The organism is Pseudoflavonifractor capillosus (assembly GCF_016899775.1).
Taxonomy (GTDB): domain Bacteria; phylum Bacillota; class Clostridia; order Oscillospirales; family Oscillospiraceae; genus Lawsonibacter.
The window spans coordinates 48,037-62,406 of record NZ_JACJJE010000017.1 but is presented as its reverse complement, the minus strand read 5'-3'; the positions used below and the strand labels follow the sequence as shown (position 1 = coordinate 62,406).

14 protein-coding genes are annotated in these 14,370 nt (G+C 61.7%); 12 read left to right on the top strand and 2 right to left on the bottom strand.

What is annotated here, in order from left to right; genetic code table 11:
• Positions 1 to 248 precede the first annotated feature (248 nt).
• The 7 genes from H6B31_RS07400 to H6B31_RS17520 all read left to right on the top strand — a co-directional run bounded on the left by H6B31_RS07400 (position 249) and on the right by H6B31_RS17520 (position 5,659).
• Positions 249 to 1,262 (top strand): AEC family transporter, encoded by a 1,014-nt coding sequence (locus H6B31_RS07400; protein ID WP_204897966.1) that lies wholly within the window; start codon positions 249 to 251, stop codon positions 1,260 to 1,262.
• A gap of 93 nt (positions 1,263 to 1,355) precedes the next feature.
• Positions 1,356 to 2,111, top strand: coding sequence for a tRNA (guanosine(37)-N1)-methyltransferase TrmD (gene trmD / locus H6B31_RS07395; protein WP_204897965.1), 756 nt, complete (start codon positions 1,356 to 1,358; stop codon positions 2,109 to 2,111).
• Positions 2,112 to 2,207: 96 nt separating this feature from the next.
• Positions 2,208 to 3,047, top strand: a complete 840-nt coding sequence (locus H6B31_RS07390; RefSeq protein ID WP_204897964.1) for a DegV family protein — start codon at positions 2,208 to 2,210, stop codon at positions 3,045 to 3,047.
• 26 nt (positions 3,048 to 3,073) lie between these two features.
• A complete protein-coding gene (locus tag H6B31_RS07385) occupies positions 3,074 to 3,448 on the top strand; it encodes a hypothetical protein (protein WP_204897963.1) in 375 nt (124 codons plus the stop codon).
• Positions 3,449 to 3,516: 68 nt separating this feature from the next.
• A complete protein-coding gene (locus tag H6B31_RS07380; protein ID WP_204897962.1) occupies positions 3,517 to 4,104 on the top strand; it encodes a hydrolase in 588 nt (195 codons plus the stop codon).
• Between the two features lie 265 nt (positions 4,105 to 4,369).
• Positions 4,370 to 5,515: a sodium ion-translocating decarboxylase subunit beta gene (locus H6B31_RS07375; RefSeq protein WP_087286814.1), complete on the top strand. Its 1,146-nt coding sequence runs from the start codon at positions 4,370 to 4,372 to the stop codon at positions 5,513 to 5,515.
• Between the two features lie 15 nt (positions 5,516 to 5,530).
• Positions 5,531 to 5,659: a hypothetical protein gene (locus H6B31_RS17520; protein ID WP_255378364.1), complete on the top strand. Its 129-nt coding sequence runs from the start codon at positions 5,531 to 5,533 to the stop codon at positions 5,657 to 5,659.
• Between the two features lie 145 nt (positions 5,660 to 5,804).
• Here the strand turns inward: H6B31_RS17520 and H6B31_RS07370 are convergent, their stop codons facing one another.
• Both H6B31_RS07370 and H6B31_RS07365 read right to left on the bottom strand, forming a co-directional pair.
• Complete coding sequence (locus tag H6B31_RS07370; RefSeq protein ID WP_204897961.1) at positions 5,805 to 5,954, bottom strand: hypothetical protein; 150 nt, start codon at positions 5,952 to 5,954, stop codon at positions 5,805 to 5,807.
• Between the two features lie 188 nt (positions 5,955 to 6,142).
• Complete coding sequence (locus tag H6B31_RS07365; protein WP_204897960.1) at positions 6,143 to 8,956, bottom strand: S-layer homology domain-containing protein; 2,814 nt, start codon at positions 8,954 to 8,956, stop codon at positions 6,143 to 6,145.
• A gap of 265 nt (positions 8,957 to 9,221) precedes the next feature.
• Between H6B31_RS07365 and murJ the strand changes: the two genes are divergently transcribed.
• From murJ to H6B31_RS07340, 5 genes are read left to right on the top strand one after another with little or no spacing between them, the layout of a single operon-like run.
• Positions 9,222 to 10,787 carry a murein biosynthesis integral membrane protein MurJ gene (murJ, locus tag H6B31_RS07360; protein WP_204897959.1) on the top strand — a complete coding sequence of 522 codons (1,566 nt, stop codon included), beginning with the start codon at positions 9,222 to 9,224 and terminating at the stop codon, positions 10,785 to 10,787.
• A 3-nt stretch (positions 10,788 to 10,790) separates the two neighbouring features.
• Entirely contained in the window at positions 10,791 to 12,239 is a 1,449-nt protein-coding gene (locus H6B31_RS07355) for an O-antigen ligase family protein (protein ID WP_204897958.1), read from the top strand.
• A complete protein-coding gene (locus H6B31_RS07350) occupies positions 12,236 to 13,366 on the top strand; it encodes a glycosyltransferase (protein WP_204897957.1) in 1,131 nt (376 codons plus the stop codon). Before H6B31_RS07355 ends, H6B31_RS07350 begins: the two co-directional genes overlap by 4 nt.
• Entirely contained in the window at positions 13,353 to 13,853 is a 501-nt protein-coding gene (locus H6B31_RS07345; protein ID WP_204897956.1) for a DUF4330 family protein, read from the top strand. Before H6B31_RS07350 ends, H6B31_RS07345 begins: the two co-directional genes overlap by 14 nt.
• Positions 13,850 to 14,368: a DUF4330 domain-containing protein gene (locus H6B31_RS07340; protein WP_204897955.1), complete on the top strand. Its 519-nt coding sequence runs from the start codon at positions 13,850 to 13,852 to the stop codon at positions 14,366 to 14,368. Before H6B31_RS07345 ends, H6B31_RS07340 begins: the two co-directional genes overlap by 4 nt.
• The last annotated feature ends 2 nt before the right edge of the window (positions 14,369 to 14,370 follow it).

Genomic DNA, 14,370 nt, shown 5'->3' with positions numbered 1-14,370 from the left:
CCTTCACTTTTCTTTTCCCTTTTTCTTACAAAATCCCTGTTTTCATCTCTTGAAAACAGGAGTTCTTTGACAGACTGAGGCGGGCACTCCCTACCGGAGTGCCCGCCTTTCTGCGTGAAGGGGTATCTTGTGCCGGCCCATGAAATTCGCTATAATATAAAAAAGCCGGCCGTCTGGCCGGGAGATACGATTCTGCCCGCCGTGCGGGAGACGGCGGGCACTGCGGATGAAAAGAGAGAGGCTTCGCAATGTTTGATACCTTCCTGTACGCCTTTAACGCGGTCACGCCCATGCTGCTTCTGATGCTGCTGGGGTGGGGGCTGAAGGCGGCCCATTTTTTTGACGATGAACTGCTGCGGAAGATGAACACCTTCACCTTCCGCTTCGGCATTTCCGCCATGATGTTCCGCAACATCTACAGCCTGTCCTCCCTGCGGGAGATTCACCTGGACAGCATCTGGTTCGTGCTGGCCACCTGTCTGGTGCTGACGGGGCTGGGCTGGGTGGAGGCCCATATCTTTACAGACCGCCGGGAGCGGCGGGGCATTATGATCCAAAACAGCTTCCGCAGCAACTTTGCCATCATCGGGACCACCCTGGCCTTCTCTCTGGGAGGGGCGGCGGGAGGCGCGGTCTCCGCAAGCATCCAGGCCCCGGCCATCATTTACTACAACGTGGCGGCGGTGCTGTTCCTGACCATCTACTCCGACCAGCCGAACCGGGCGGTGGATGTGGGGGGCATCCTGAAGAAGATCGCCACCAATCCCATGATCCTGGGCCAGGTGGCGGGGCTGATCTGCCTGGTCCTGCGGGAGTTCATCCCCCGGAACGCCCAGGGGGAGCTGGTGTTCTCCCTGTCCGGAAGCCTGCCCTTTTTGTATTCCGCGGTGGAGAGCCTGGCGGACATGGCCTCGCCCCTGATTCTGATTCTTCTGGGGGCCCGGGTCAATTTCAGCGCGGTGGGCGGCCTGAAGAAGGAGCTGGCGGTGGGCGTGGTCCAGCGGCTGATTGTGGCGCCGGCGGTGGGCTTCGGCATGGCCTTTTTGGCCGACGGCCTGGGCCTGTTCACGGTGACGCCGGCGGTACTCAGCGCCCTGGTGGGCATGTACGGCTCGCCGGTGGCCTCGGCCAGCGCGGTGATGGCGGAGGAGATGGGCGGCGACGCCGAGCTGGCCCGCCAGTATGTGGTGTGGACCTCCGCTTTCAGCATGATTACGCTGTTCCTGTGGATTTTCCTGCTGCGGGCGGCCGGGCTGCTGTAGCGGGTACGGGATGAATTCCGGCTTGAAAAGCCGGGGGCGATTGCGTATAATCAAGAGAACGACAGAACCGTAAGTGAGGGATCAGAGGAAATTATGTACCGGATTGATATTATGACGCTCTTCCCGGATGTGGTGGGCGATATGCTGTGCGAGTCGATTCTGGGCCGGGGGCAGGAGCGGGGCTATATCCGTATCGAGTGCCACCAGATCCGGGATTACACCTTGAATAAGCAGCGGCAGGTGGACGACTACCCCTACGGCGGCGGCCGGGGGGCGGTGATGCAGGCCGACCCCCTCTACCAGTGCTGGAAGCACATCTGCGGCGAGGCGGGGGAGCGGGTCCACACCATTTACATGTCCCCGGCGGGCAAGACCTTCTGCCAGGCGGACGCCCGGCGGCTGCGGGACGACTACACCCGGCTCATTCTGGTGTGCGGCCACTACGAGGGAATCGACGAGCGCTTCATTGAGGAGTGCGTGGACGAGGAGATCTCCCTGGGGGACTTTGTGATGACCGGAGGGGAGATTCCCGCCATGGCGGTGGCCGACGCGGTGTGCCGCCTGGTGCCCGGGGTGCTCTCCGACCCCTCCTGCTATGAGAACGAGAGCCACTGGAGCGGCATGCTGGAGGCTCCCCAGTACTCCCGGCCCGAGGTGTGGCACGACCGGGCGGTGCCGTCCATCCTGCTCTCCGGCAACCACGCCAAGGTGGATCAGTGGCGGCGGAAGCAGTCCATCCTGCGCACCTACCGCCGCCGGCCCGACCTGTACGAAAAGCTGGACCTGTCCTCCAAGGAGGACAAGAAGCTGCTCTCTGAGCTGAGAGAGGAGACGGGGGAGCCGCTGTAAAAATCGACGAAAATTCCCTTTACAATTTCTCCGGCCTGTGTTATGGTAAAGATAATGTTAATTTCGTTTTAAAAATGATATTTGGAGATGAAGAGCATGAGTTTTAAGATCGTAGTGGACAGCTGCTGTGACCTGACGCCCCAAATGCGCAAGGACCCCTGCTTTGTGAAGGTTCCGCTCTCCATCCACGCCAACGGGAGCGTCTTTGTGGACGACGACACCCTGGACCAGGCGGATCTGCTCTGGTCCATGCGCCAGAGCGAGGACGCACCCTCCACCGCCTGTCCCTCGCCCCAGGCCTACCTGGACGCATACCAGGGAGAGGAGGGGGAGGACGTCTATGTGGTTACCCTGTCCGCCCTGCTCAGCGGCTCTCACAACAGCGCGGAACAGGCCCGCGTCCTGCTGGAGGAGGAGCAGCCTGAGCGCAATATCCACGTATTCAACTCCTGTTCCGCCTCCTCCGGCGAGGTGCTGGCCGCTCTGAAGATCCAGGAGCTGGCCTCCTCCGGCATGCCCTTTAAAAAGGTGGTCCGGGAGGTGGAGCAGTTCATCTACCAGATGCAGACCCTGTTTGTGCTGGAGTCGCTGGACAACCTGCGGAAAAACGGGCGGCTCACCAAGCTGCAGGCGGTGGTCACCAGCGCCCTGAAAATCAAGCTGCTGTGCGGGGCCACCCCGGAGGGTGAGATCTGCAAGCTGGGACAGGCCCTGTCCATGAAGCAGGCCCTGAATAAGCTGGTGGAGCGCATCGCCGCCGACCCCGCCCACAAGGGGCGCACCGTGGCCATCTGCCACTGCGGCTGCCTGGACCGGGCCTTCCAGGTGAAGCGCCGGATCGAGGAGACCTGCCAGGCGGAGAAGGTCCTCATTCTGGAGGCGGGGGGTATTACCACCGTGTACGCCAATGAGGGCGGCATTGTGGTGGCCTACTGACGCTGAGGGGGAGGCGGAGCGGCATCATGCAGCAGCTGGTCTATACCCCGGAGGAGCTGGAACGGATTCAGATGGGGCTGCTGGCCCTGCTGTGCTATGCCAAGCGGCACGACCGGCGGGAACTGCCCCGGTGCTTTCTGTTCTGCCGCACTATAGTAAAAAATATTGACCTGTGCCGTGAGGGCGGACACACTCCAGAGGATCGGGCGGAGCTGTCACAGTGCATTCGGGAGGACTGGAAGTGCGCTATGGAGGCCCGTGCCGGTCTGCCGGAGTATTATCTCCCTGACACACGGCTGGAGGTCCAGCGAGGCATGGCCCAAGCCATTGGCTGGCAGATAGACACGGTGGACCGCCTGATTTTTCCCCGGGAAAAGGGGAGAGCCGCGGAAGTCTTTTAGGGCGGGGGGCAGCCCCCCGCCGTTTTGATTCAAATGCAAGGGAAAATAGAGATAAGGAGGAAGCGCGCATGTCCATCACAAGAGAGCAGGCCTGGGACCTGCTGACTAAGTACAATGAGGAGCCCTTTCACCTCCGCCACGCCATTACGGTGGAGCATGTGATGGGCTGGTTTGCGGATAAGCTGGGCTATGGGGACGAGAAGGAATTCTGGTCCATTGTGGGTCTGCTCCACGACCTGGACTTTGAGCGCTGGCCGGAGGAGCACTGCGAGAAGTCCCAGGAGCTCATGCGGGAGGCCGGGGTGGACGAGGCCATCATCCGGGCCACAGCCAGCCACGGCTGGGGCCACCGGGTGGACATCAAGCCGGAACACCAGATGGAGAAGGTGCTCTTTGCCGTGGATGAGCTCACCGGCCTCATCGGCGCGGCGGCCCTGATGCGCCCCTCCAAGAGCGTGGCGGATATGGAGCTCAAGTCTCTCAAAAAGAAGTTCAAGGACAAGAAATTTGCCGCCGGCTGCTCCCGGGAGATCATCGCCCAGGGTGCGGAGCTGCTGGGCTGGGATTTGGATGAGCTGCTGAACCAGACCCTGTCCGCCATGCGGGACGAGGAGAGCGCCATTGAGGCGGCTGTATCAGAGGCCGGAGCCCGTTAAGACGGAATAAATTTTTGAAGAAGAATTCTTGACATTGGATGAATAATTTGATACGATAGTCGGGCTTAGGGGAGTAGTCGGCACAGTATCTGCTGTGTGGCAGAGCCAACAATCCTGGAAGGTCCTTCCTTCCTGGTTTTGCCTGAAATGACCAGACCTGTGTTCTGATGGGGGAACGCAGGTCTTTTTTGTCATGCTCACAGGATGCATGCAGGCGCTCCCTAAAAAGGCTGCAAAAGAGAAAGACGTAAAGGGAGGAAATTACATGGATTTTTCGTTTCTGGTAAGCGGCATCCTCTCCATTACATGGCAGCAGGCTGTCATGTATGTGGTGGGCGCGGTGCTGATTTACCTGGCCATCGAGAAGGGGTTTGAGCCCTCTCTGCTGATGCCCATGGGCTTCGGCGCCATCCTGGTCAACCTGCCCCTGTCCGGTGTTATCAATCAAACCAGTGAGGCGCTGGGTGAGACCGCCGGTATCATTGAGTGGCTGTTTGAAATCGGCATCGAGGCCAGTGAGGCCATGCCCATCCTGCTGTTCATCGGCATCGGCGCCATGATCGACTTCGGACCTCTGCTGTCCAACCCCAAGCTGTTCCTGTGCGGCGCTGCTGCTCAGGCCGGTATCTTCCTGACCATCATCATCGCGGTCGTGCTGGGCTTCGACCTGAAGGACGCCGCCTCCATCGGCATCATCGGCGCCGCTGACGGCCCCACCTCCATCCTGGTGTCCCAGACCCTGGGCTCCAACTACATCGGCGCCATCGCCGTGGCCGCTTACTCCTACATGGCTCTGGTTCCCATCATCCAGCCCTTTGCCATTAAGCTGGTCACCACCAAGAAAGAGCGCGCCATGCGGATGCCCTACAAGCCCCAGGGCGTGACCCGCCGGATGCGCATCCTGTTCCCCATCGTCGTTTCCGTGATTGCCGGCTTGGTGGCCCCCTCCTCTGTGGCTCTGGTGGGCTTCCTCATGTTCGGCAACCTGATCCGTGAGTGCGGTGTGCTGGAGAGCCTCTCCAAGACCGCTCAGAACGATCTGGCCAACCTGATCACCCTGCTGCTGGGCATCACCATCGCCGCCTCCATGAAGGCCGATCAGTTCGTCCAGCCCGCTACCATCATGATCATGTGCCTGGGCCTGGTGGCCTTCGTGCTGGACTCCATGGTGGGCGTCATCTTCGTGAAGATCCTGAACATCTTCACCCCCCACAACAAGATCAACCCCATGGTGGGTGCTGCCGGCATCTCCGCCTTCCCCATGTCCTCCCGTGTGATCGAGAAGCTGGGCCAGGAGGCTGATCCTCAGAACCACCTGCTGATGCACGCGGCTGCCGCCAACGTGTCCGGCCAGATCGCTTCCGTGGTCGCCGGCGGCGTGGTGCTGCAGTTCTTCGCCAACATGGGTTAAGAGGAGGAGTATACGATGAGTGAAAATATGTTTTTGGCTCTGGAGATGCTGGCTCAGGGCATGATCGGCATCTTCGTGGTGCTGGGCATCATCGCCCTCCTGGTGCTGCTCATGGGCAAGACAGGCGGCAAGAAGAAAGGCTGAGCCTGTTTTCCAATCGAAACACTACGCGGGGTCTGGAACCAAAGGTTCCAGACCCCGTCAGCTTGTCGAAAAACCTCTGTTTAGATGAATCCGCCCGAGTATTGGCGGGGGAGCTCGAGGGGGCGGCAGCCCGCCTCGAGTGGGATCAAATGCCCTGAATGCCTTGCTTGGCAAGGCGTTCAGCGAGCGCAGCGAGGACTTTTCCGCCGTTGAACGGCGGGAAAGTAACGGTATTTTTCAGGCTGTCGGAAAAGTCCTTGGACTTTTTCGACAGCCTGACGGGGTCTGGAACCAAAGGTTCCAGACCCCGTCTTTTATTCCGAGAAGACCGGCGGTTCGGGAGCGGCAGACTGCCAGGCAAAGGAATTCATTTCCCGGCGCTGCAGCGGCAACTGCCCCCTTCCGGGGAGGCGGATAAAAGAAAAGTGGGCGGAGAACTGACTGGCAGTTCTCCGCCCTTGTGCTGCGGAAAGAGGAGACCGGTTACAGAAGCGCGAGATAGTCGGCGGACACCCAGCCGGTGACAGCGGCGCCGCCGCTGGAGAAGAGGACCTGATACCAGCCGGGGGTGGAGGTGTCCAGCACCACCACCTGAGCACCGGATTTCAGGCTGGAGATGGCGGTATAGTCGGTGCCGGGGCCGGAGCGGACGTTCAGGGTGGTGGCGGTGACCTGCCCCACTACGTCGGCGGGGGAGCACTGGATCACCGCGCTGGCGGTCAGAGAGCCGCAGGAGGCGGTGATGGTCACCGAGGGAGTGCCTACCCCGGCGTACACGTTGGTGACGGTGCCGTCCGAGGAGACGGTAGCCACGGTGGCGTCACTGGTGCTCCAGGTGATGGTCCCGGTGCCGCCGGTGAGGGAGGCGTTGAGCTGCAGGGTCTGGGTGGAGGCCAGGGTGTACTCCGTCACATCCAGAGTCAGTGTGGCATCCGGGTCCAGATTAACTTCCGGCTCCGAGTCGGGCTCCTCCGGCGTGCTGTCCGGAGAGGTGGTGAGAAGCCGGTAGAGGAGGGTAGCCATCTCCGCACGGGTCAGATTGCCCTTGGGGTTCAGACCGGAGCCCGTGCCGCTCATCAGCCCCTGGGACACCAGAGCGGCCATGTGGGGCCGGGCGTAGTCGGCGATCTGCCCCTGGTCGGCGAACTGATCCAAAACGGACAGGTCGGCCTCCGCGCTGCTCAGGCCCAGCAGGGGCATGGCCTGGTGGAGGATGGTGGCGGCCTGCTCCCGGGTGACCAGGTCGTCGGGGGCGAAGCGGCCCTCAGACACGCCGGACACCAGGCCATTGGAGCTGGCCCAGGTGACGGCGTCGGCGTAGTAGGCGTCGTCCGCCACGTCGGAGAAGCCGGAGGAGCCGGACACGGCGGGACGGTCCAGGGCCCCGTAGAGCATCAGGACGAAGTCCTTGCGGGAGATGGAGTAGTTGGTGCCGAACTCAGTGGCGGAGATGCCGCTGACGATGCCGTTGTCATAGCAGTACTCCACCGCTGTATAGGCCCAGTGGTCGGCGGGGACGTCGGTGTGGACGTTGTTCAGGCTCACCGAGATAGTCTTGGTGACGCCGCCGGCGGTGGCAGTGATGGTTCCGCTGGTGCCGCCGCTGGAGGCGGTGAACACGCCGTTCTGGGTGATGGTGCCCACGTTCCCGGTGACGGCCCAGGTCACGCCGGCGGAGCCAGTGCGCAGGGCGCTGCGGGACCAATAGGTGCCTGTGGCGGCCAGGGAGACCGTCTCACCGGGCTCCAGAGACAGGGAGGACACGGCGGAGCTGCTCCCCGCCCGGGTGACCGTCAGGTCGGACAGGGCGGTGACCACGTGGATCTGGGCGGTGCCGGAGATGCCCAGGGAGGGAGAGTCGATGGAGATGGTGTCCGTACCGGCCCGGGTCCCCGCGGTGTAGACGCCGCCGTTGAAGGAGCCCAGTCCGTCCTCCGAGGTAAAGACCGCGTCGGACACCCGGCTGGAGACCGTGGAGGCGCTTCCGTCCAGGGCGGCCACGTCGCCCAAAGTGACGGAGGAGCCGGCCAGCACCACCAGGCCGTCCTCCTTCAGGGCCAGACGCTCCGCCTCGCCGTCGGCGGTATCCGAGTCAGTGACCAGCAGAATAAAGGCGGCGCAGGAGCGCAGGCTCCCCTCCGAGGGGGAGTTGACCACGGTGAGGCCGCTGGAGCCGGGGACGCGGAGGGCAAAGGTGGTGGAGCCGCCTCCATCCAGATTGACCGCCCAGACGCAGCCCTGGCGCTGGAGTTCTTCAGCCAGGTCCATCTCGGTCAGGCCGCCGGAGTAGCCGGACTGCCGGCCGTCTGCGGTGTAGAAGATCATGGTGCCGTCCTCCTGAACGCCCACCGCGGTGCGGGGAGCCCGGCCCGAGGCGTAGTTCCAGGTGGCGCTGTTGGTGATGGAGCCGTTGGAGACAATGATGTCGCCGCAGCCGCCGGCCCACTGGGCCTGAGACAGGTTGGCGTCAGAGCAGGTGGTGGTCAGCGTGACCTCGTCTCCTGCCTGATAGCTGTTGAACAGTTCCCAGTAGCCGGACTCATAGGCGGCGGTGAGTATGTAGTTGTCCTCCCCGATGGGCTGGGCGTCCTCGGTCTCAAAGACGTCGGTCACCTCCAGGGTGAGGGTGCTGTTGACGGTGAGAGGAGTGTCCTGATCCTCATCCGAGACCACCATGCGGATCATCCGCCCTCCGGCGGATTCGGTGTGGGTGGAGACGGTGGAGAAGTCCTCATTGAACAGGTAGAGCCCACCGGAGGAGCTGCGCCACTTGTTGAAGTGGGTGAGAGAGACCGACTCGCCGGTGCGCTCGTTGGTGACTGTGATTTCCACCTGGGGGGAGGCGGACAGGCGCAGCTCGCCGTCCACCATGGAGATGGCGTGCTCCTCCTCGGGGCTGGATTTGTAGACGCCGTCTTCAATAGAGATTCCGTTGGGAACGCCGCTTCCCAGGGTGAAAAAATCGCTGTTGATGCCGCCCACTACGGTATAGCCCAGCTCCTCCGCCGTGCGGATGGCCCGGTTGATGGTGGCCGCCCCATAGACGGTGCCGGCGGCCTGGATCATAATGGGATAGACCTCGCTGTCGGGCTCCAACTCCAGGGCGAAGCTCTCCATCCGTCCGGCGCTGGAGTGGTTGGAGACGGTGTTTCGGTAGACCAGACCGTCGGCCAGGGTCTGGGCAGTGTTGATCTGTGCAGTCCCGGCGGAGGCGAAGGCGGAGGGAGTCAGCAGAGCCGCCGCCAGCACCAGAGCCAGAACGCGCTTGGGCAGGTTCGGAATGGTGGAACGATTCATGATACACTCCTTGTAACTTGAGATAGAATTCGGGCGTGCTCCGGCGGACCGCGCCGCCGGGGCGGGATACAATCGCCTTCATTATAGCAGGGAATTTACATAAAATCAATGTGAGGGGAGGTGGAAAAAACTCCGGCCCGGCGAAGGAGATGGGAAAAGTATGAACAAGCCGTGAATCTGGCGGAGAATGGTTGAAAAAGGGAGGGGGTTGGTGTACAATAAAGCGCGGCTCAATCCAGACCGGAGCGGGAGAGGAGCGAACAGTTTGGCAAAAGAAAACGATCATGCCACTCGGACCATCAGTATCGTGATGGTCATTACTTTGATAGGAAAGGTGCTGGGGTTGTATCGGGATCATCTCATGGCGGTCCACTACGGCACCGCCGGGATGGAGGCTAAGGCCTTTTATGTGGCCAGCCGGATTCCGAGAGTCTTTTTTGATGTGGTGTTTGCCTCGGCCATTGCGGCCTGCTTCATCCCCGTGTTCAGCGAGTACCTGACTCAGAAGGGAAAGCAGGAGGCCTTCCGGTTTGGAGGCAACTTTTTGTCTGTCATGACCCTGCTCACCGCCCTTTTGACGGGGCTGGGCATTCTCTTTGCGGAGCCCCTGGTGACTCTGTTTGCCGACGGCTATGACGCCCAGACCGCCGCCCTGGCGGCCTCCCTCACCCGGGTGATGTTCCCCACGGTGCTCTTTACCGGAGTGGCCTTCTCCTTTGTGGGGATTCTGCAGGCCATGGACCGGTTCAACATCCCCGCCCTGATCAGCACGGTGTCCAACCTGGTCATCATCGGCTACTTCTACTTTCTGGACGAGAATTACGGGGTATACGGCCTGGCCGCCGCCTATCTGGCGGGCTGGCTGCTCCAGGCCCTGGTACAGGTGCCTTCCTTAAAACAGATCGGCTTCCGGTACCACCCCAACTTCTCCTTCCGCACCGACGGGATGCGCCGGGCCTTCGCCCTGATGGGGCCGGTGATGGTGTCCACTTGGGTGCAGCCCATCAACCTGACCATCAACTCCCGGTTCGGCTCCCACCTGTACGACGGGGCGGGGGTGTCCGCCATGGAGTACTCCACCAATTTGTACCTGGTGATCGCCGGGGTGTTCATCCTGTCCATCACCAACGTGATCTTTCCCAAGCTGTCCCGGCTCACCGCCCAGCACCAGGAGGCGGCCTTCCGGGACACCCTGCGTCAGACGGTCCATGGGAGCTTGTTTTTTGTCCTCCCCATGGCGGCGGGCCTGATGCTCCTGGCCCGGCCCCTGGTGTCCTTCCTGTACGGAGGCGGGGAGTTTGACGAATTTTCCGTGTCTATCACCTCCCAGGCCCTGGTTTGGGTCTCTCTGGGGATGGTGGGCTACGCCCTTCAGAATATTCTGAGCCGGTCCTACTTTGCCAGGCAGGATGGCCGCACCCCCCTGGTGGCCGGAGCTATTTCCATTTTAGCCAACCTGGGGCTGTGCATGGTGCTCACCGAGCCCCTGGGGGTGGCGGGACTGGCCATCTCCTCCACGGTGTCCTCCACCCTGTACGCCATTCTTCTGCTGGTTCCCCTGGAGCTGCGGGGGGAGGGGGTGCTGTCCCGGGCCTTTTTGGGGGATTTTGGGAAGATGCTCCTGGCCGCTGTGGGCATGTCCGCGGCGGTGTGGCTGGCCCGGACCTGGCTGGAGTCCCTGCTGCCCGAGGGCAAGCTGGGCGAGGTGGTCCTGCTGGGCCTCTGCGCCGTTCTGGGTGCGGCGGTCTACTTTCTGCTGGCCGGTCTGATGCGGCTGGAGGAGATGGAGCTGGCCAGAGGTATTTGGAACAAACTGAGAAAACGAGGTTGAGCGATGGAACGAATGCAGCGGATCGTGAAAGCGAGCGTCCTGTACCGGGCGCTTTTCGCCCTGTGCCTGTGGTTTGGACGGCAGTGGCAGGGGAGTGGGATCATCCAGTGGTTCATCCACCCGCCCCTCCGCCTGGAGCGGGCGGAGTCGGAGAGCAGCATCTTCACCCGCCTTTGGCGGCGGCTCCACCGGGGATTGAGCGAAATCTATGAGGTCCTTCACCTGCGGAAGCTGTTCGCGGGGAGCGTATTTCAGAAGTGCTGGATCTGGGCGGGAGCGGCGGCGGTGCTGGCCCCTATCCTGCCCACTATGGCGGTGCTGGGGCTGATGCTGGTGAGCTGCTTCTCCCTGCTGCTTCTGGTGATGGAGCGGCGGGAGCTGGAGCTGTTCTACACCCCCTATAACCGCTATATCTGGATGTACGCGGCCATCTATCTGGTGGGGACCTGGTTCTCTGTCACCCGTTCGGGCAGCCTGCTGGGCGGGTGCCTGACGGTGGCCTTCATCCTATTTGCCCTGGTGCTGGAGAACTCCATCACCACCCAGCGGCAGCTGGACAATCTGCTGATGCTCATGGTAATTGCCGGTACGGCGGTGGCCCTGTACGGGGTGTGCCAGTATCTGTTCGGCTGGGGCTACCAGTCGGAGGCCTGGGTGGACAGCGATATGTTCGGCGATGTTTTCCGGGTACCCTCTACCTTGGAGAACCCCAACATGCTGGGGCAATACCTGATCCTGGCCATTCCTCTGGGCGGGGCCGGACTGCTGTCTGCCAAGAGCTGGGGCAAGCGGGTCTTTTACTTTTGCTGCTGCGGCATTATGTGCGTCTGCATGCTGCTTACGATGTCCCGGGGGGCCTGGCTGGGACTGCTGTTTGCGGGATTTGTCTTTGTGCTGTTTTTACAGCCCCGGATTCTGCTGCTTGCCCCGCTGCTGCTGGTGGCTTTGTATTTTGTCATGCCTGATTCGGTCATCACCCGTTTTACCAGCATTGGAAACCTGGAGGACCAGTCCACCTCCTACCGGGTGTATATCTGGATGGGCACCCTGGCCATGCTGAAGGACTACTGGCTGTGCGGCATCGGGCCCGGGGACGCGGCCTTCAACCTGGTCTATCCCCGGTACAGTTACAGCGGCATCACCGCGCCCCACTCCCACAACCTGTTTTTGCAGATCATGTGTGACGCGGGGGTCATTGCCCTGGTGATTTTCGTGCTGCTGCTGTTCCACTTCTTCCGGGACGTGTGTTCCGCCTTCTGCCGGGAGAGGGACTCCTTCAGCCGCTTCCACCAGACGGCGGTCGCCGCCGGCATGGCGGGTTTTCTGGTCCAGGCCATGACGGACTACTCCTTTTATAATTACCGGGTCATGTTCCTGTTCTGGGTGTTCATCGCCCTGGGCGGCCTGCTGGCCCGGCGCGGCCAGCTGCCGGAGAGGGGGCGGAACATGTGATCCGAGTAATGAACATCATCAGCGATACAAACATCGGCGGAGCCGGGCGGGTCATTCTCAATTATCTCCGCTATACAGACCGCAGCCGGTTTGAGACTTGGGTGGCTGTGCCTCGGGGCAGTTTGCTGGTGCCCCCCTTGGAGGAGGCGGGGGCCAAGGTGTTCCAGGTGGACGGAATTGCCGACCGCTCCTACAGTCGTGCCGACGTGCGGGTGTTGGAGGAGCTCATCCGCCGGGAGAAACCGGACCTGGTCCACACCCATGGGGCCCTCTCCGGGCGCATCGCGGCCCGGAGGTGCCATGTGCCGGTGGTGTACAGCCGCCACTCCGCGTTCCCAGTGCCCGCCAAGCTGCGCTATCCCCCAGGCCGGTGGGTGAACAAGCTGGTCAACGAGCACTACGCCGACCGAATCATCGCCGTCAGCCCCGCTACGGCAGAGAATTTGACGGATGGGGGAATTTCACCCAAAAAGATTACCATTGTAATGAATGGAGTGGCTCCCCTGAAACCCACTTCCCCGGAGGAACAGGCCGCCCTGCGCGCCTCGCTGGGGCTGGGAGAGGACACCTTCACTTTGGGTATCCTAGCCCGGGTGGAGGAGTATAAGGGCCACGTCTACCTGGCCCAGGCCGCCCACATTTTAAAGAGTCAGGGTCGGAAGTTCCGAATCCTGGTGGCCGGCACCGGCGCTTTTGAGGCGCGGCTGCGGGAGATCGTGGTGGAGCAGGGGGTGGAGGACGAGATGACCCTGCTGGGGTTCCGGTCGGATGTGGCTGGACTGCTGTCAATTCTGGACGTGCAGCTTAACGCCTCCTATGGTACTGAGGCCACCAGCATGGCCCTTCTGGAGGGCATGAGTCTGGCGCTGCCCTCCATCGTCAGCGACTACGGAGGAAATCCGTGGCTGGTGAAAGATGGGGACAACGGCCTGATCTTTCCCAGCCGGGACAGCGAGGCTCTGGCCGGGTGCATAGCCCGCCTGATGGACCACCCGGAAGAGCGGAAACAGATGGGCTGCCGGGCTAGAGAGATTTTCCAGAGCCGGTTTACCGGAGAAATTTTTGCCAAAAATGTGGAGCAAGTATATCTTGACGTGCTGAAAGGAGTGCCCCATGGAACAAAATAACCATAAATTCCGCCTGCGCCTGAACCTGTTCGATGCCATCATACTGGTGGTGGTTCTGGCGGTGGGCGCAGCGGTGGCCTGGTTTGGCCTTCGGTCCGGGGGAGGGGAGACGGCCTCCACCTCCCAGACGGTGCAGTACACCATAATGTTTCAAAGTATGACTGAGGGGAGCAGCGAGCTGATCCAGCCCGGCGACCCCCTGGTAGACACGGTGAAAAACTATCAGATGGGCAGCGTGGTGTCCGTGCGGGCGGAGCCCGCCGTGGTTCAGGTGCTGGATCAGGAGTCCCGCACCTATGTGGACGCGGTGCTGGAGGGCTTTGAGGATGTATATGTCACCGTGGAGAGCACCTGTACCGACAGCGGAGAGGCCCTCCTGCTGGACGGGGGCTATGATTTCCGGGTGGGACAGACCACCTATGTCCGCGGGCCCGGCTACATGGGCAGCGGCCCGGTGACGGAGATTGTGAGGGAGGCGGAAGGATGAAAATTCTGGATCGTGACGGCCGCCTGTTCGGCAAGATCAGCATTATTGATGTGATCGTAATTCTGGTGGTGGCCGTACTGGCTCTGGCCATCTATGTAAAGACTCAGATGCCCCAGACGGGTACCAGCGTGACCACCACCAAGGTAGTTTATCAGATGAAGCTGAACAACCAGCCGGAGTACATGCTCTCCGCCATTCAGATCGGGGATGAGTTGTTCGACAAGGAGCGCAGCACCGGCGGCTCCCTGGGAACGATTGTAGACATTGAGGTCAGCTCCGGTACGGAGCAGGGGGAGCTGGACGACGGCACCGTGGCCTATGTGCCGGCGGAGGGATACTATGATATCCTGCTGACCATTGAGGGGGACGCTCTGATCGGTTCGGACGGCTCGGTGGCCCTGAACCGGATCTACGACCTGGGCGTCAACTCCCACCGGAACTTCAACACCAAGTACGCCTACTTCCTGGGGATGGTGACGGACATCCAGGTCCAGGGAGCGGATTCGGCCCAGTGAGG